This window comes from Paraburkholderia sp. BR13444, assembly GCF_040948755.1.
GTDB lineage: Bacteria > Pseudomonadota > Gammaproteobacteria > Burkholderiales > Burkholderiaceae > Paraburkholderia > Paraburkholderia youngii.
Window position 1 is genome coordinate 560,916 of record NZ_JBFPKM010000001.1, and the last position, 16,753, is coordinate 577,668.

Annotated in this window: 13 protein-coding genes and 1 pseudogene; 10 read left to right on the forward strand and 4 right to left on the reverse strand. The window is 65.8% G+C overall.

Features of this window, described 5'->3' with window-relative positions; genetic code table 11:
* Positions 1 to 17 precede the first annotated feature (17 nt).
* From AB3X95_RS02530 to AB3X95_RS02540, 3 genes are all read left to right on the forward strand, one after another.
* Positions 18 to 1,028, forward strand: coding sequence for a Ku protein (locus AB3X95_RS02530; protein WP_368620586.1), 1,011 nt, complete (start codon positions 18 to 20; stop codon positions 1,026 to 1,028).
* 48 nt (positions 1,029 to 1,076) lie between these two features.
* A complete protein-coding gene (ligD, locus tag AB3X95_RS02535; protein WP_368620587.1) occupies positions 1,077 to 3,902 on the forward strand; it encodes a DNA ligase D in 2,826 nt (941 codons plus the stop codon).
* An 87-nt stretch (positions 3,903 to 3,989) separates the two neighbouring features.
* Positions 3,990 to 4,292: a hypothetical protein gene (locus tag AB3X95_RS02540; protein ID WP_368620588.1), complete on the forward strand. Its 303-nt coding sequence runs from the start codon at positions 3,990 to 3,992 to the stop codon at positions 4,290 to 4,292.
* Positions 4,293 to 4,314: 22 nt separating this feature from the next.
* Here AB3X95_RS02540 and AB3X95_RS02545 read toward each other — a convergent pair whose 3' ends face one another.
* Positions 4,315 to 5,283 carry a LysR family transcriptional regulator gene (locus AB3X95_RS02545; protein ID WP_368620589.1) on the reverse strand — a complete coding sequence of 323 codons (969 nt, stop codon included), beginning with the start codon at positions 5,281 to 5,283 and terminating at the stop codon, positions 4,315 to 4,317.
* 112 nt (positions 5,284 to 5,395) lie between these two features.
* Here AB3X95_RS02545 and AB3X95_RS02550 point away from each other — a divergent pair, with 112 nt between their 5' ends.
* Both AB3X95_RS02550 and AB3X95_RS02555 read left to right on the forward strand, forming a co-directional pair.
* The gene (locus tag AB3X95_RS02550) at positions 5,396 to 6,412 is read left to right on the forward strand and encodes a zinc-binding alcohol dehydrogenase family protein (protein WP_176119869.1); all 1,017 of its coding nucleotides are present in this window, start codon (positions 5,396 to 5,398) and stop codon (positions 6,410 to 6,412) included.
* A gap of 233 nt (positions 6,413 to 6,645) precedes the next feature.
* Positions 6,646 to 7,194, forward strand: coding sequence for a DUF6013 family protein (locus AB3X95_RS02555; RefSeq protein WP_176368892.1), 549 nt, complete (start codon positions 6,646 to 6,648; stop codon positions 7,192 to 7,194).
* A gap of 70 nt (positions 7,195 to 7,264) precedes the next feature.
* Here AB3X95_RS02555 and fetB read toward each other — a convergent pair whose 3' ends face one another.
* Positions 7,265 to 8,071, reverse strand: a complete 807-nt coding sequence (gene fetB, locus AB3X95_RS02560) for an iron export ABC transporter permease subunit FetB (protein ID WP_176119868.1) — start codon at positions 8,069 to 8,071, stop codon at positions 7,265 to 7,267.
* Entirely contained in the window at positions 8,068 to 8,811 is a 744-nt protein-coding gene (locus AB3X95_RS02565; RefSeq protein WP_176119867.1) for an ATP-binding cassette domain-containing protein, read from the reverse strand. The genes fetB and AB3X95_RS02565 overlap by 4 nt, the downstream gene beginning before the upstream one ends.
* A gap of 211 nt (positions 8,812 to 9,022) precedes the next feature.
* Between AB3X95_RS02565 and AB3X95_RS02570 the strand changes: the two genes are divergently transcribed.
* Both AB3X95_RS02570 and AB3X95_RS02575 read left to right on the forward strand, forming a co-directional pair.
* Entirely contained in the window at positions 9,023 to 11,521 is a 2,499-nt protein-coding gene (locus AB3X95_RS02570) for an AsmA family protein (RefSeq protein WP_368620590.1), read from the forward strand.
* Entirely contained in the window at positions 11,521 to 11,646 is a 126-nt protein-coding gene (locus AB3X95_RS02575) for a hypothetical protein (RefSeq protein ID WP_013089381.1), read from the forward strand. Before AB3X95_RS02570 ends, AB3X95_RS02575 begins: the two co-directional genes overlap by 1 nt.
* A gap of 199 nt (positions 11,647 to 11,845) precedes the next feature.
* Here AB3X95_RS02575 and AB3X95_RS02580 read toward each other — a convergent pair whose 3' ends face one another.
* On the reverse strand, positions 11,846 to 12,337 hold the full coding sequence (locus AB3X95_RS02580; protein WP_013089382.1) for a hypothetical protein: 492 nt from the start codon (positions 12,335 to 12,337) through the stop codon (positions 11,846 to 11,848).
* A 382-nt stretch (positions 12,338 to 12,719) separates the two neighbouring features.
* Between AB3X95_RS02580 and AB3X95_RS02585 the strand changes: the two genes are divergently transcribed.
* The 3 genes and pseudogenes from AB3X95_RS02585 to AB3X95_RS02595 all read left to right on the forward strand — a co-directional run bounded on the left by AB3X95_RS02585 (position 12,720) and on the right by AB3X95_RS02595 (position 16,658).
* On the forward strand, positions 12,720 to 14,330 hold the full coding sequence (locus tag AB3X95_RS02585; RefSeq protein ID WP_368620591.1) for an ATP-binding protein: 1,611 nt from the start codon (positions 12,720 to 12,722) through the stop codon (positions 14,328 to 14,330).
* Between the two features lie 54 nt (positions 14,331 to 14,384).
* A pseudogene (locus AB3X95_RS02590) lies at positions 14,385 to 14,625 on the forward strand (hypothetical protein).
* Positions 14,626 to 14,684: 59 nt separating this feature from the next.
* Entirely contained in the window at positions 14,685 to 16,658 is a 1,974-nt protein-coding gene (locus AB3X95_RS02595) for a response regulator (protein ID WP_368620592.1), read from the forward strand.
* The last annotated feature ends 95 nt before the right edge of the window (positions 16,659 to 16,753 follow it).

Consider the following 16,753-nt stretch of genomic DNA (forward strand, 5'->3'; position numbering starts at 1 on the left):
GGACAGGGGAGCGCGCGATGGCACATATGATCTGGAAGGGCGCAATCAGTTTCGGGCTGGTCCACGTACCGGTGCAGCTCTATCCGGCGACGCGGTCGGAGAAGGTCGGCTTCAATCTGCTCGACAAGCGCACGATCGACCCGATCGGCTACAAGCAGATCAACAAGCGCACCGGCAAGGACGTGACCCGCGAGAACATCGTGCGCGGTTTCGAATACGAGAAGGATCACTACGTCGTACTGTCGGACGACGAAATCCGCTCGGCGAATCCCGAGTCGACGCAGACGGTCGACATCCTCGCGTTCGTCGACGCCGCCGACATCTCGTTTCTCTATCTCGACACGCCGTATTTCCTGACGCCCGACCGCAAGGGCGAAAAAGTCTATGCGTTGTTGCGCGAGGCGATGACGGCCTCGGGCAAGATCGGCGTCGCTAGCGTCGTGCTGCACAACAAGCAGCATCTGGCCGCGCTGATTCCGCTCGGTCCGATGCTCGCGCTGAACACGCTGCGCTGGGCCGACGAGGTGCGCGGTCTCGACGAATTCAAGGTGCCGCCCGAAGGCATGAAGGCCGCCGGCGTGTCGGCCAAAGAACTCGACATGGCGAAAAAGCTGATCGACGACATGAGCGAGACGTGGGACCCGATGCAGTATCACGATACGTTTCGCGACGACATCATGGCGCTCGTCGAGCGCAAGATCCAGGCGGGCAAGACCGAGGAAGTCACCGAGGTCGAAACGCCGCACGAGTCGCGCAAGTCCGCCGACATTCTCGACCTGTCCGATCTGCTCAAACGCAGCCTCGGCCGCGGCAAGGGCAAGCAGGCGGCCACCGGCCGCAAGCGCACCGCCGGCGAGGACGAGGTTCAGGCCGATAGCGAAGCCGGGTCCGATGAAGAGACGGCCGCGCCCGCGCGCAAAAAGGCTCGCGCGACAAGCACCGCGCGCAGTCGCAGCGGTAGCGGCAGCAGCGCCCGCGCCGCATCGAAAACCACCGCAACGTCGCGCAAACGGCGCGCGGCGGCCTGAACGCGCGGCCGACCCGCCGCTCGCGCTTAACGCACCGGAGTCATCGCCATGAACGACCGACTCGAGGTCTATCACCGCAAGCGCCGCTTCGAAGATACGCCGGAGCCATCCGGCGCGACGACCCGCAAGCGCGCGGCAGGCAAGACGGGCAGGAGCGCGACGCGTGCCGCGCCCGACACACTTTCCTACGTGATCCAGGAGCACGACGCGCGGCGTCTGCACTACGACTTCCGGCTCGAACTGAACGGCGCGCTGCTGTCGTGGGCGGTTCCGAAAGGGCCGAGCCTCGACCCGTCGGTCAAGCGGCTCGCGGTGCACGTCGAAGACCATCCGGTCGAATACGGTACGTTCGAGGGCGAGATTCCGCCCGGCAACTACGGTGCGGGAACCGTGATCGTGTGGGATCGCGGCACGTGGGAACCGGCGGGCGGCGTGGCCGAAGCCGCGCGGTCGTACGCGGCCGGCAAGCTCAAGTTTCATTTGCACGGTGAGAAGCTGCACGGCGGCTGGACGCTGGTACGCAGCCATATGCGCGGCAGCGGCGACAAGGAGCAATGGCTGCTGATCAAGGAGCGCGACGAGGAAGCGCGCGACGAGAGCGACTACGACGTGCTCAAAGAACTGCCGGGCAGCGTGCTGGCCGACGGCGCGTCGAAAGGCAGGAAAACGAAGCAAGCGAAAGCGCAGACGAAAACGTCGGGCGACGGCAAAGCCGCGGACACAGGCAGGCCAGCGAAGTCCGCCTCCTTGCGCCGCGCAGCCGATTCCAAACGCCCCGACATCGTCGCGACGCGTACCGCGCAGTCGTTGCGTGAACTCGCCGCATCGCCATCGATTGAAGGCGCGGTCAAAGCCGCGTTGCCCGCGAGCCTGACGCCGGAGCTGGCGACGCTCGTCGACACCGCGCCGCCTGGCGACGACTGGCTGTACGAAATCAAGTTCGACGGCTACCGGGTGCTCGCGCGCATCGACCACGCGTCAAAGAAGAAGGCTGGTGCCGTCAGCGTTTTCACGCGCAACGGCAACGACTGGACCACCAGATTCAGCAAGCAGATCGAGGCCATCGCCGGGCTCGACCTGCAAAGCTCGTGGCTCGACGGCGAAGCGGTCGTGCTCGATGAACGCGACGTGCCGAGCTTCCAGTTGCTGCAAAACGCGTTCGATGCGCACCGCCCGCAGGACATCGTGATCTATCTGTTCGATCTGCCGTTCCTGAACGGCTACGACCTGCGCGGCGTACCGCTCGAACAGCGCCGCGCGATTCTGCGTGCGCTGCTCGAAGGCGTCGACGATCGCGTGCTGCGCTTTTCGAACGACTTCGCGTTCAGTGCCGGCGAGCTGCTCAAGAGCGCGTGCGACATGGGGCTCGAAGGCATCATCGGCAAGCGGCGCGACAGCCGCTATGTGTCGGGCCGCGCGCCGTCGTGGATCAAGCTGAAGTGCCGACGCCGCCAGGAGTTCGTGATCGGCGGCTATTCAGAGCCGGCCGGCAGCCGCGAGGCGTTCGGCGCGCTGCTGCTCGGCGTCTACGACGCCGACGGCCAACTGCAGTACGCGGGGCGCGTCGGCACCGGCTTCGACGCCGCGTTGCTGCGCTCGGTCAAACAGGCGCTCGACGCGCACGCGAGCAAGCGCATGCCGTTCGCGAGCGCGCCGCGTGAACGCAGCCGTACGCCCGTGCATTGGGTCGAGCCGGTGCTCGTCGCCGAATGCAACTTCGCCGAATGGACCAGCGACGGCATCGTGCGCCAGGCGTCGTTCGTCAGTCTGCGCGACGACAAACCGGCGCGCCAGATCGTCAAGGAAACCGCCCGACAAGGAGCCGACGTGCAACAGCAAACCGAAACCGCCGCCGACGATACGCGGCAAACAGGCGCGCCGAAAAAGCGCGCAGCCACGAAAACCGCCAGGACTGCAAGGACCGCCGCGCCCGCCGCGACTGAAAGCGCGCCCGCCCGAACCACGGCAACACGCTCGCGCGCGCAAAGCGAAGTCGCCGGCGTGCGCATCTCGCATCCCGATCGCGTGATCGACAAGAGCAGCGGCGCAAGCAAGCTCGAACTGGTGCAGTACTACGAATCAATCGCCGAATGGATGCTGCCGCATCTGCGCGAGCGGCCCGTCGCGCTGGTGCGCGCGCCCGAGGATATCGGCGGCGAGCTGTTCTTCCAGAAGCACAGCCAGAAGCTGTCGATTCCGCACGTCACGCAGCACGAGGGACTCGACCCGGGCCATCCTGCGCTGATCACGATCGACACGCTTGCCGCGCTGGTCGGCGCCGCGCAGATGGGCACCGTCGAATTTCACACGTGGAATGCGCTCGCGTCGAATATCGAAAAGCCCGACCGGATGGTGTTCGATCTTGACCCGGACCCGTCGCTCGGCTGGGAACGGATGGTCGAGGCCGCGCAACTGACTCGCTCGCTGCTCGACGAACTGGGCCTGAAGTCGTTCGTCAAGACGAGCGGCGGCAAGGGCTTGCACGTGGTCGTGCCGCTCGCGAAGCAGGCCGGCTGGGACGAAGTGAAGGATTTCTCGCAGGCGGTCGCGCAGCATATGGCGACGACGCTGCCGCAGTACTTCAGCGCGAAGATGGGCGCGCAGAATCGCAAGAAGAAAATCTTCATCGACTATCTGCGCAACAACCGCGGCTCCAGCACGGTGGCCGCATTCTCGGCGCGGGCGCGGCCGGGGCTCGGCGTGTCGGTGCCGCTCGCGTGGGACGAACTCGACAGCACGACGGGCGGCGATCAATGGGGCATCCGCAACGTCCACGAGCGCGTGGACGGCCTCGCAAGCGACCCATGGGCCGACTATGCGAAGACGCGTCAGCGCATCACCGCGGCGATGAAAAAACGTCTGGGCGTCGCGTGATGAGCGCTCGTCCAGGTGGCTGAATCCAACCCGCGAAGTCGCCAAGCGCACTCAGTGCGCGAGCGCGCTTCGCGAAGGAGCAATGCAATGAAGACCCTGCCGCAATCGACAGATGGCGACTGGCAAGCCGACCCGCACGCGAACAAGGACCCGAAGTCGTTGCAGGAAGCCGCGGCGCCGCTGCCGCATGAAACCGACCAGCATCCGGAGTCACAGCACGAGGACCATCCGCGCCATGTCGGCAAGCAGGCGCATGAGGATATCGAGCATGGCTTGCAGGATACCGACCGCCGCGGCGGCGGCGAGTATCAGCAGCGCACGCAGAACGACTCGCATGCCGATGTGAATTCGGATCGCAAGCAGGGCGGCGCGAAGAGCGGCAAGCGCTGACGCCGCGTACCGGGCGTAACACCTACGCGCCCGCCAGTCCAACCGGCTCCCGGTCCCAATACGGCGGATCGTCGAAATGCGCGGCGACGAAGTCGATGAATGCGACCGTCTTCGGCGGCACGAACGCGCGGCTCGGGTACACGGCCCAGATCGCGACGTCGTCCGCGAGCGGATAGCTGTCGAGCACACTGACGAGTTCGCCGCTGCGCAAATAGGGCGCCACGTCCCATGTCGATTTCAGCGCGATGCCGAAGCCCGCGAGCAGCGCGTCGCGAATCACCTCGCCATTGTCGGTGACGAGGCGGCCGCTCACGCGCACGTCGAGCGGGCCAGTGGGCGTCACGAAGCGCCAGTCGCGCTGCTCCGACAGGATGATGCACTCGTACCGCGCGAGATCCGACGGATGATGCGGCGTGCCGTGCGCGGCCAGATAGGCGGGGGCCGCGCACAGCACGCGGCGATTGACCGCGAGCCGCCGCGCGACCAGCGACGAATCCTTCAGCACGCCGACGCGGATCGCGACATCGATGCCCGCGTCGACCAGATCGACCACCTGATCCGTCAGGCGCAGATCGACGCTGACGCCCGGATAGCGGCGCAAAAACTCGCTGATCACCGGCGACACATGCTGGCGCCCGAACGACGACGGCATCGTCACGCGCAGCCGTCCCTGCGGCTCGGCCTGCGCGCGGCCGACCGCTGCGCGTGCGGCGGCGGCCGCGTCGAGCAGCGCCTCGGCGCGCGTCATGAACACTTCACCGTCCTGGGTGAGGCTGATGCGGCGCGTGGTCCGATGCAACAAACGCGCGCCGAGCAGCTTTTCGAGTTGGGCGATCCGAGCGCTCGCGACCGCCGCCGACAAACCGAACTCGCGCCCGGCCGCCGACACGTTGGCGAGCAGCGCGGCGCGCACGAACCGTCCGACATCGAGCAGATCGAGCCGTTCGCGCTCGCTGGGCAGGGACCGGCCAGCCGGAGTTGAATCGTTCATTATTCTGAAAAACCAAAAAATGTTTCAGTGATTATGACTGTTTTAGCAGAATAAGAACCGTCTTACGATTCGGGTCATGCTTGCACATCAACCGAACCCACGAGGAGCAGCCATGAAAGCCGTCGGACTCTACCGTTATCTGCCAATCGATCACGCCGAAGCGCTCGTCGACGTCGAGATCCCCAAACCCGAAGCGAGCGGCCGCGATCTGCTGGTCAAGGTCGAAGCCATTTCGGTGAACCCGGTCGACACCAAGGTGCGCGCGCCGAAGGATAGCGTCGAGAAGACGCCGCGCGTGCTCGGCTGGGACGCGGCCGGCACCGTCGTCGCGGCCGGGCCCGAGGTCACGCTGTTCAAGGTCGGCGATCCCGTGTTTTATGCGGGCAGCATTACGCGGCCGGGCGCCAACAGCGAGTTTCATCTGGTGGACGAACGGATCGTCGGACACAAGCCGGCGTCGCTCGATTTCACGCACGCGGCCGCCTTGCCGCTGACCGCGATCACTGCATGGGAAGCATTGTTCGACCGCCTCGGCGTGTCGCCGCAGGGCGCCGACGCAGGCCGCACGGTGCTGATTTTCGGCGGCGCGGGCGGGGTCGGCTCGATCGGCATCCAGCTCGCCAAGCAGCTCGCCAAGCTGAAGGTGATCGCGACCGCGTCGCGGCCCGAATCGGCGAAATGGGCACGGGAGCTCGGCGCGGATCACGTCGTCGATCACTTCGGCGATCTGTCCGCGCAGATGAAAGTGCTCGGCATCGAACAGGTCGACTACGTGCTGATCTTCAACGACACCGATCGCAATTTCCCGGCCGCGGCCGAACTGATCAAACCGCAAGGCGGTATCTGCACGATCGTCGAGAACAGCGCCGCGGTGCCGGTCGAATTGCTGAAGGCGAAGAGCGCCGCGTTTCACTGGGAATTCATGTTCACGCGCTCGATGTTTGGCACGCCCGACATGATCGAGCAGCACAAGCTGCTGACCGAGGTCGCGCGCCTCGTCGACGCGGGCACGTTGCGCACGACGCTCGGCGAGGACTTGGGCCGCATCAACGCCGAGAATCTGCGCCGCGCGCATCGGTTGCTGGAAGCAGGACGCGCGATCGGCAAGCTGGTGCTGACCGGCTTCTGAGATGAAATCGACGCGCAGAAAGCGCGTCGCCGCAAGCGGGTTAACACCCGAGCCGACACGACACGCGCGGCAGCGCGCTTGGCGTTAGACTGACGACGCAGCATGCCAAAACGGTTGCGTGTCTTGCGGCGAGGCAAGGCGGTGTGAACCGGCCGGGCCTCGGCAGTGCGCGAACAGTGCACGGGCAATCGCGTCGACGCGAGCGCGCAGCGGCACAACAACGAGGTGACAGTATGAGCTTCAGCTTCAAACTCTCCGCCGTTTCGATTGTCGCTTCTCTCGCCTGCGCGCTCGAGCCGGCTGCTCACGCAGCCACGCCGATCACGGTGACCAACAAGGCCGCGCTCGACGGTCCGATCCGCTACACCGTTCGCGTCACGTCGAAACAGTTCGGCAATTCCCAGGAGACCCGCACGATCCGCTCGGGCGAAACGGACGACTTCACGTGGAAGACCGTGCCGCCCGGCGGTCCGGTGCCCGCTACCGACGCATGCCCGGACTATGCGTCGCTGCCGGTCGACGAGAACGGCGCGATGATCCGCCAGACGCAGATCCGTCTCGCACCGGTGGTGGCGAGCGACGGCACCGCGACCGTACAGCTTAGCTTCCAGGCGCAGACGCCGCATGGTGTCAAAACCGTGACGAGCGGAGGCAAGTCGCTCAAGTGTCCGAACGATGTGCGCATGAGTCAGATCGTGCGTTTCACGATGCCGGTCAACGGCACGACGAAAACGCTGACGCTGAACGATGGCACTGAGGTCGCCGTCACCGCGAAGCGTTGAATGGTCCAGCGCGCGCCGTGATGGCCGCGTGCGCGAACCGTCACATGCGTTGGCGTGTCATCCCGGTGAGTCATCCTTTGCGTGCCTCACGCTCGACGAGCCGCGCCGGCAAGAACTGATGCTCGGCCGAAAACAGTCGTCGGTACGTGAGCAGCACTGCGCCCACCGTCCCCAGCGCCGACGCCGCCGCGATCAGAAACATGATGACGATCTGATAGCGCACCGCCTGCAATGGCGACTGCCCGGCCAGCACCTGCCCGGTCATCATGCCCGGCAAACTGACGACGCCGACCACCGCCATCTGATTCAACGTCGGCATCATGCCCGCGCGCACCGCCTGGCGCGCCGGCGCCTGCGCGGCCTCCCAGCGTGTCGCGCCGAGCGCGAGCGCCATGTCGACGCGGTCGCGCCGCGCGGTCAGTTCCTCGGTCATCCGCTCGATGCCGAGCGATACACCGGTCAGCGTGTTGCCGAGGATCATGCCGAGAATCGGAATCGCATATTGCGGCTCATACCACGGATGGATGCGGATCACGACGAACAGCCCCACCGCGGCCACGAGCCACGAGCTGACCCAGATCGACAGCACGCTGTCGGCGCGTTGTCCGGCATAGGTGTGGCTGCCACGCTGCGCGCCGGCGAAACCCGCGATCAGCGTCATCACGATCATCAGCGGCAGCACCACGTACCAGCGAGCGAAACTGAACACCCAGCCGAGCACATAGCCGATCGCGAGCAACTGGACCACGGTGCGCACCGCCGCCCATGCGAGCTTGCGTTCGAGATCGAGTTTCAACGCGACCGACACCGCGCCATTCACGACGATCAGCAGCGTCGCGATTGCGACGTCCCACAAGCTCAGATTCTGCAGGCTCATGGGCGGGACTCCCGACGCAAGTCCGCAACATCGCGTTGGTCCGCGTCGCGCCGCACCGTGGTGTGTTCGGCCAGCACGCCGGCGCGCATCGTCAAATGCCGTTCGCTCATGCGTGCCGCCTGCTCGGGATCGTGCGATACCCATATCGATGCGTGAGCGCGAGGCGCGGCATCGAACCATGCCTGCACCAGCGCTTCGATCGCGCGCGACGACGCCGGGTCGAGCGACGCGGTCGGCTCGTCGAGCAACAACACTTCGGGCGCGAGTTGCAGCACCCGGATCAGCGCGGCGATCTGCGCTTCGCCGCCCGACAATTCGCTTGCGCGCTTGCCGAGAAAGTCCTCGCCGCGGCCGGCCTGCATCGCAAGCCTGGCCGCCCGCGCGCGATCGAAGCGCGCGTCGCGATACGCGCGCAGATCGAACGGATAGCGCAGATTGTCTTCGACGCTGCCGTCGATCAGCGCGGGCCGCTGCCGGATATACGCGACGCCGCGCCGATAGCGCGGAATCGCCGCTCGCACGAGCGGCGCACCATGCCACAAGATGCGCCCTGCATCGATCGGATCGAGCAGCGCGAGCGCGCGCAGGAACACGCTCTTGCCGGAGCCGGACGGTCCGGTGATCGCGACGCGCTCGCCGGCGCGCAGCACGAAGGTGGTCTGCTGCAACAGCGTCTGGCCGCGCTGCGCATCACGCCGCACGATGCCGTCGGCGAAGAGGAGGGGAACATCGGTCGTCATGGTTGGAACGTCGTGGGGAGGGTGTCGCTTCGATGCCGGCGCGACGGCGTCAATGCGCCGGTCGGTCTGTCGGCAAAGCGTGCGCCATGATAAAACGACGAGGCGCGAATAGCGCACACAACCCACAACCGGCGCGACGATTCATTGCCACGCGCCAGGCACGATAACTGCTGCACGGTGCACAACGCAGAACAACACGCGGAGCCTTTCAATGGCAGTGTCGAGCAGCATCGGACGACGGGTCGGAAAAATCCTTGCATGGCTGCTGGCCGTGCTCGTCATCCTGATCGTCGCGCTCGTCATCTTCATCCTGACCTTCGACTGGAACCGCGCGCGGCCTTACATCGACGACAAGGTCAGCCAGGCGATCGGCCGGCCGTTCGCGATCAACGGCGATCTGAAGGTGGGCTGGCGTCATGCGGTCGGTGAAACCGGCTGGCGCGGCTGGGTGCCCTGGCCGCGCTTTTCGGCCGCCAACATCACGATCGGCAATCCCGACTGGGCCAAACAGCCCCAGTTCGCGACGCTCGACGAAATCGACTTCGAAGTCGAGGTGCTGCCGCTGCTCGCGCACGACATCGTGATTCCGGCCATCAACCTCGTGAATCCATCGGTCGATCTCGAACGTCTTGTAGACGGCCGCAATAACTGGACCTTCAAACTGCCTTCATCGACCGGGCCATCCGAGTGGAAGCTCGATCTGCACGATATCGCGTTCGCGAAGGGCAATATCGCGCTGTCGGATCAGCAGAAGAAGGTCGAGGTGCAGATGGTCGTCGATACGCTCGGGCAGCCGATCCCGATCGGCGACGCGTTGAAGCAGCAGGAGGCGGCCTCGCGCAGCGCGTCGGCGCAGGTGGTCGGCCGGGCGGGCGCGAGCAAGCTTGCCGCGCAGGCCGAAGCGCAGGCGGCCTCGGCGGCGAAGGCGGCTTCCGAAGCGGCGGCTTCTGGAGCACAGACGCCGGCACCGGCGTCGGCAGCCTCGGGCCCGGCCGCAACATCAGGCGCGCCCGCGTCTTCCGGCGCGCTCGCGACGAGCGGCGCCGCCGCGCCAGGTGGTGAAACCGCCAGCGAGAGCGCCAGCACGCCTGCGGCCGTCTCGGCCGCGAGCGGCACCGCACCCGGCGCGCCACGCGCGACGCCGCTCTATGCGATCGCCTGGACCGTCAAGGGCACCTACAACCGCACGCCGCTGTCGGGCAGCGGCAAGCTCGGCGGCGTGCTCGCGCTGCAGGACGCGAACCGGCCGTTCCCGGTGCAGGCCGACGTCAAAGCCGGCGATCTGCATATCGCCTTCGTCGGCACGATCACCGATCCGGCGCATCTCGCGGCGCTCGATCTGCGTCTCTGGCTGCAAGGCAACAGCATGGCGCGGCTGTATACGCTGACCGGGGTGACCCTGCCCGAGACCCCGCCGTACGCGACCGAGGGCCATCTGATCGGCCGGTTCAAATCGAGCGGCAACGTGTTCACGTATGAAAACTTTACAGGCCGGGTCGGCGGCAGCGATCTGAACGGTTCGTTGACCTATACCGGCCGCCAGCCGCGTCCGTTGCTGCAGGGCGAACTCGAGTCGCACCTGTTGCAGTTTTCGGATCTCGCGCCCGTGATCGGCGCCGATTCAAACGCGAGCAAGGCGAAGCGCGGCGGCGCGGCCGCGCAGCCGAGCAACCGCGCGCTGCCGGTCGCGGAGTTCCGCACCGACCGCTGGAAGGCGATCGACGCCGACGTCAAGTTCACCGGCCGACGCATCATCAAGAACGCGAATCTGCCGATCACGGATCTGTACACGCACGTCGTGATGACCGACGGCGTGTTGTCGCTCGTGCCGCTCAAGTTCGGCGTCGCGGGCGGCTCGCTCGCGTCGGACATTTATCTCGATGGCAGCGGGGCGCCGTTGAAGGGGCGCTTCGCGATGTCGGCGCGGCATCTGAAGCTCAAGCAACTGTTCCCGAACTTCAAGACGATGCAGAGCGCGCTCGGCGAGATCAATGGCGACGCGTCGCTGTCCGCGACCGGCAACTCTCCGGCGGCGCTCGCCGCGACCTCGAACGGCGAGCTGAAGGCGCTCGTGACCGAGGGCACCGTGAGCCGTCTGCTGATGGAGGCGGCCGGCCTGAACGTCGCGAACGTGGTCTATGAAAAGCTGTTCGGCAATCGCGACGTGAAGATCAACTGCGCGGCCGCCGATTTCGTCGCGACCGACGGCGTGCTCGAAGCGCGCGTGTTCGCGCTCGATACCGACGACGCGGTGATCAACATCGACGGTCACATCAATCTGCGCGACGAAACGATGGACCTCGGCGTGCATCCGCATACGAAGGGCTTCCGGGTCTTTTCGCTGCGCTCGCCGCTGTACGTGAAGGGCACCTTCAAGGACCCGCACGTCGGTGTCAATGCGGCCGCGCTTGCACTGCGTGGCGGCGCGGCGGTCGGGCTCGGGCTGATCAATCCGTTCGCGGCGCTGATCCCGCTGCTCGCGCCGAGCAACAACAAGCCGCTGCCGTGCACGCAATTGCTCGCGCAGGTGCGGCAGATGCCGAAGGCGCCGCCGCCGGGCGTGAAGCAACAGCCGAAGGCGCCGATGTCGCTGGAGGGCGCGCCGGTCAACAAGTCCTCGGGCGGCGCGTCGTCGCCGGCCGCGACGGATCGCAATCAAAAGCCCGCGACGCAGTCGCCGGCGAGCGCGGCCGAATACAAGGGCAGCTGATGTTGTCGGGCTTGCCTGTGGACTGGTTGAACTGGGGCCTTGGTGGCGGCCTGTGCGTGATCTTTCTGTGGCTGATCAGCGTGCCGCCCGCGCGCGAGCGCGTCGATGATGCGATGGCCGAATGAATGGCAGGATGCCGCGCGCGCAACTGCGCGCGGTCGCCGTCGAAGCCCGTGTTTCAATGCAATGAAGCGAACTGGAAAGCAACGCAGCGCGCCATCGAAGACGTCAGCGATGGGTGTCGACATCGGCTGTCGAAACCGCGGATGAATGACGACGAAACGAGCTGTCAGTAACCCTGAACTTCAGGGTCTCTGATCGGCGCTACCGGAGAGAGCGCGGTGTTGCATCGCCCGACGCATCCTGGCGACGCACGCCGCGGCGAGTACCGATCCGCGTCGCGCCGAACTCCGTCAGAATCTTGCCGCGCGCACGACTCGCGAACACGAGGAAGCCGAAGCCGTCGGCTTCGTACCAGTAGCCGCCGTTCTCGAGACCATCGAGCGGTTGCTCCAGTGCGTTGGTAATGGATTCGATGCAGCGCCGCCGCAATTCGGCTGGTGCGGGGTAGGGCGGCTGCGCGCCGCGCACACTGCATAGAAGCACGTCGAGTCCGGGCAGTACGTGTGCATAGAGCACCGGTTCGTCCTGCGCGCGAGCCCGCGCAATCTTGGTGTCGAGTTGACCGAACGGCTTGAAATGCCGCAGAACCGCGAGGAACGACTCGTCGCCGTCCACCTTCGCGCGTCTACGCTTTTTCGGGAAGGACATAAAAATTCGCCTGAAAAAGAATTGCAAGAAACGCTGCGTCCTCATGCGACCACTCCCGGCTTTCGCGCGCCGCACGTCGATCTTTTATAGCATACGACAAGGCCGGATTCACGATGATTCGACGCTGCTGCATCGCTCCACCGCTCCCGCACGAATCATGCCGAACCGCCTCGCCGCGCGCATTCGCATCTCAGCACACCTTGTCTCCATCATAGACGCAGGCGGCGCGGAAAAAACATCCCATCCCAATAAAAAAGTCATTTTTGTGTGGTCGAGCGCTTGCAGGCGCGCCGTTGAAATATCTCTGGTTCACGTCGATAATGGCCCGTCCGGCCGCGCGGCGCCCGCCTTACAGGGCGCCACGGGTGCGCGAGCCCCGCCGTTCGAGTGACAGCCTGAACCACAGCCTGAACGCCCTGACGGAACCATGAAACTATTCACAAAAGGCCTGCTGCTGATCGCGATACCGAGCGTGGTCGAACTCGCGCTGCTCGGGGTCGTCTTCGACACCCAGGAGCGCACCGCGCAGGCCGCGCGATGGGTCGACAACAGCAAGCAGATCCTCTACGAGTCGTCGGCCATCGTCGACCCGCTGCTGCGCCAGGCCGCGCGCGTGCGCACCGCGATGGTGACGGGCGATGCGTCGCTGATCGACCGCCACGCGGTGTGGGTCGAACTGAACGACCGGCTCGCGAAGCTCGATGCGCTCGTCGCCGAAACACCGGCCCAGGCCGAGCGCGTACGCAGCATGCGGCGCGCGATCGGCGCGTATCGCCAACAGAGTGTCGCGATCTCGCAGGCTTTGCACGAGGGGCGCAGTCTACGCCCCTATATCGCGCTCGAAACCGGCGAGTTGCCGGGGCAGATCGCCGTGTTCCGCGAGGAGTTGGCCCAGTTCGACGCGGCGGCGTCGGTACTCGATGTCGAGCGCGCGAGCGCGCTCGGCGAGCGTCGTGAGCTTCAGCAGCGCGCGCTGATCGCCGCGACATTCGGCTCGATGCTGATCTGGGCGGTCACCGCCTTCGTGTTCGCGCGCGGCATCGGCCAGCGTCTCGAAGTGCTGACCGATAACGCCGAGCGGCTCGGCAGCGGCCGGCCGCTCGCGGCGCCGTTGTCGGGCAGCGACGAAATCGCCGCGCTCGACTCGGTGCTGCATCAGACCGATAAGCGTCTGCGCGAGGCGGAAGCCGGGCAGCAGGCCCTGAAGACCGAGCTCGAAGCACGCGCGCGCGAACTGACGGCCGTCAATGAGGAATTGCGCCAGGAAACGCAGGACAACGAGATGTTCATCTACAGCGTGTCGCATGATCTGCGCTCGCCGCTCGTGAATCTGCAAGGGTTTTCGAAGGAACTGCACGTATCGTGCGACGAACTCGACGGCCTCGTCGGGCGCGCTCGCCTGCCTGAGATCGAAGCGCGGCGCATGACGCAGATTCTGAATGGCGACGTGCGCGAGTCGTTGCACTATTTGCGCACGGCTGTTGCGCGCGCGGCGGCGATCATCGACGCGCTGTTGCGCATCTCGCGCGCGGGACGGCTCGAATACCAGTGGCAGCGGGTCAGCGTCGGGCGCGCGGTGGCGCGGGTCGTCGATGGGCTGCAAGGCACGATCGACCAGCGCGCCGCGAGTGTCACGGTGCGCGAGCTGCCGCCCGCATGGGGCGATCCGGCGGCGGTCGAACAGATCTTCAGCAACCTGATCGGCAATGCGCTGACTTTTCTCGATCCGGCGCGCCGCGGGCGCATCGAGGTCGGCGCGCTGGCGCCCGAACCCGTCGATGAATGCGAGCCGCGCGCGGTCCGTATGCGCACCTATTACGTCCGCGATAATGGGCTAGGCATTCCGGCCGCGTATCTATCGAAGGTGTTTCGCGCGTTCCAGCGTCTGCATGCAGACGTCGCTAGCGGCGAGGGGATCGGCCTCGCGGTGGTGCGGCGCACGGTCGAGCGGCACGGCGGGCGGGTCTGGGTCGAATCGGCCGAGGGCGCCGGTTCGACTTTTTTCGTGGTGCTGCCCGAGCAGCCCGTGCGCTTCTGAGCGTTGCGCATGCCGGCGCGGACATGGATGACGAATCGTTGGCACGCAGAGCCTATGAATCACGCGCAAACGGCCAGCTTCGTTCTGATCGAAGACGACGACGGCCACGCAACGCTCGTCGAGCGGAATCCGCGCCGCGCCGGCGCGAGTCCGCTCGCTGCTACGAACCCGGTTGCAACGTCTACGTCTGCAAGCCGGTCGAATACGATACGTTCATCGAGGCCGTGCGCCGGCTGGGCTCTTTTTTCTACAAGTGGTCAAGCTGCCGCCGGCGCATCGGCTCGAGCCGGCCTGAAGGCGACCGAAAGCCGTTCATGACAACATAAGCACTGACCTTAGCCACAGAGCATCCGCATGACCGAAGAAGTGTCCAAGCCGCAAGCCGCTTATGTGCTCGTTGTCGATGACGACGAGGGCATCCTGCGGCTCGCGCGCAAGTCGCTCGAACGCGCCGGCTGCCGGGTGGCGATCTGCGCCGGTGTCGAGGCGGCCCGCGAGCGGCTCGCGAGCGGCGGCCTCGATCTGCTGGTGCTCGACTATCAGTTGAACGGGCCGGAGACCGGGCTCGATTTCTTCCGGCGTCTGCGCGCGGAGGGTGTGCGCATTCCGGCGATCCTCGTGACCGGCTTCACCGACGAGTCGCGCGTGATCGAAGCGCTGCGCGCGGGCGTATCCGACGTGGTGCCGAAGTCCGGCGACTATCTCGACTATCTGCCGGAGGCCGTGGAGCGCGTGCTGTCGCAGGTGCGGCTGCAACGCGCGTCCGACGATGCGCTGCTGCTGCGCGATCGCGAACTGCATTACCGCACGCTGTCGGAGACGTTGCCGCATCTGGTGCTGACCTGCGACGCAGCCGGCGATTGCGACTTCCTGTCGAAGCAATGGTACGACTACACGGGCTTGCCCGAACCCAGCTCGCATGGTCTTGCGTGGCTCGACGCCGTGCATCCCGACGATCGCGAGCAGATCCGGCAAAGCTGGCTCAAGGCCGTGGCGAGCCGCAACGGCGACTATCGGCACGAGATGCGGATTCGCCGCCACGACGGCGAGTACCGCTGGTTCGACGTGCGCGTGGTCGCGCTGCGCGATGCCGAAGGCAACGTCAGCAAATGGTTCGGCAGTTGCACCGACATTCACTCGCAGCGCGAGGCGATCGAGGAGCGCGAGCGGCTGCTCGAGTCCGAGCAGGCCGCGCGCCAGGCCGCCGAAGAGGCGAACCGCGCGAAGGACCGCTTTCTCGCGATGCTGTCGCACGAATTGCGCACGCCGCTCACGCCGGTGCTGGCGGGCGCGAGCGTGCTCGAGATGATTGCCGATCTGCCCGAGCAGGCGCGCGCGAGCGTGCGGATGATCCGCCGCAACGTCGAGCTGGAGGCACGGCTGATCGACGATCTGCTCGATCTGACGCGCGTCGCGAACGGCAAGCTGCGGCTGTCGCTGGAAACCGTCGACGTGCACGACGTGATCGACAGCGTGCTGGAACTCTTTCGCAGCGAAATCCAGGTCAAGCAGCAGGACGTGCATGTCGACAAGCGCGCGACGCATCACTACGTGCTCGCCGATCGCGCGCGTCTGCAACAGATGCTGTGGAACCTGATTCGCAATGCCGCCAAGTTCACGCCGGACGGCGGCCATATCTACGTACGCACGCGCGACGAACGCATGCAGGTGCAGATCTCGGTCGAAGACACCGGCATCGGCATCGAACCGGAGCAGATCGGCAAGCTGTTCAACGCGTTCGAGCAGGGCGACCAGAGTATGACGCGGCAATTCGGCGGGCTGGGTCTCGGTCTCGCGATCACGAAGGCGCTGACCGACGTGCACGGCGGCACCGTGACCGCGCAGAGTCCCGGTCCGCATTGCGGCGCGACCTTCACGATCACGCTGCCGACGGCGGCCGCGCCGGCCACCGCGCCGCCGGTCATCGTGCCGAGCACCGTGCAGCCGGCGAGTTCGCTGACCGTGCTGCTGATCGAGGATCATGCCGATACCGCCGACGTGATGGCCCAATTGATGCACGGCTTGGGTCATCAGGTGACGGTGGTCGGGCGCATCGACGATGCGCTTGCGGCGACGCAGTTGCAGAATTTCGATCTGGTTGTCAGCGATGTCGGGTTGCCCGATGGCACCGGCCTCGATTTCATCGAGGCGTTCCGCGAACATTCCGATGTGCCAGCCGTCGCGTTGACCGGCTTCGGCACCGACGAGGACGTGCGCCGTTGTTTGGGTGCGGGCTTTACATCGCATCTGACGAAGCCTGTCAATTTCGGCCAGCTCGAAGCGATGATCGAAAGCGCCGCGCAATTGAAGGCGCAAAAGAATGCGTAACGCTCTATAAAGGGCAGTGTGCTGAAAGCAAAGTGAAAAGACAAAGGCCTGTTGCGAAGTCAGTCGCAACAGGCCTTTTTCATTTCACTGGCTCA

Excerpts from the sequence above, each read along its gene's own strand:
- AB3X95_RS02530 (WP_368620586.1), top strand. The coding sequence starts at position 18 with ATGGCACATATGATCTGGAAGGGCGCAATCAGTTTCGGGCTGGTCCAC.
- ligD (WP_368620587.1), top strand. The coding sequence starts at position 1,077 with ATGAACGACCGACTCGAGGTCTATCACCGCAAGCGCCGCTTCGAAGAT.
- AB3X95_RS02540 (WP_368620588.1), top strand. The coding sequence starts at position 3,990 with ATGAAGACCCTGCCGCAATCGACAGATGGCGACTGGCAAGCCGACCCG.
- AB3X95_RS02545 (WP_368620589.1), bottom strand. The coding sequence starts at position 5,283 with ATGAACGATTCAACTCCGGCTGGCCGGTCCCTGCCCAGCGAGCGCGAA.
- AB3X95_RS02550 (WP_176119869.1), top strand. The coding sequence starts at position 5,396 with ATGAAAGCCGTCGGACTCTACCGTTATCTGCCAATCGATCACGCCGAA.
- AB3X95_RS02555 (WP_176368892.1), top strand. The coding sequence starts at position 6,646 with ATGAGCTTCAGCTTCAAACTCTCCGCCGTTTCGATTGTCGCTTCTCTC.
- fetB (WP_176119868.1), bottom strand. The coding sequence starts at position 8,071 with ATGAGCCTGCAGAATCTGAGCTTGTGGGACGTCGCAATCGCGACGCTG.
- AB3X95_RS02565 (WP_176119867.1), bottom strand. The coding sequence starts at position 8,811 with ATGACGACCGATGTTCCCCTCCTCTTCGCCGACGGCATCGTGCGGCGT.
- AB3X95_RS02570 (WP_368620590.1), top strand. The coding sequence starts at position 9,023 with ATGGCAGTGTCGAGCAGCATCGGACGACGGGTCGGAAAAATCCTTGCA.
- AB3X95_RS02575 (WP_013089381.1), top strand. The coding sequence starts at position 11,521 with ATGTTGTCGGGCTTGCCTGTGGACTGGTTGAACTGGGGCCTTGGTGGC.
- AB3X95_RS02580 (WP_013089382.1), bottom strand. The coding sequence starts at position 12,337 with ATGAGGACGCAGCGTTTCTTGCAATTCTTTTTCAGGCGAATTTTTATG.
- AB3X95_RS02585 (WP_368620591.1), top strand. The coding sequence starts at position 12,720 with ATGAAACTATTCACAAAAGGCCTGCTGCTGATCGCGATACCGAGCGTG.
- AB3X95_RS02595 (WP_368620592.1), top strand. The coding sequence starts at position 14,685 with ATGACCGAAGAAGTGTCCAAGCCGCAAGCCGCTTATGTGCTCGTTGTC.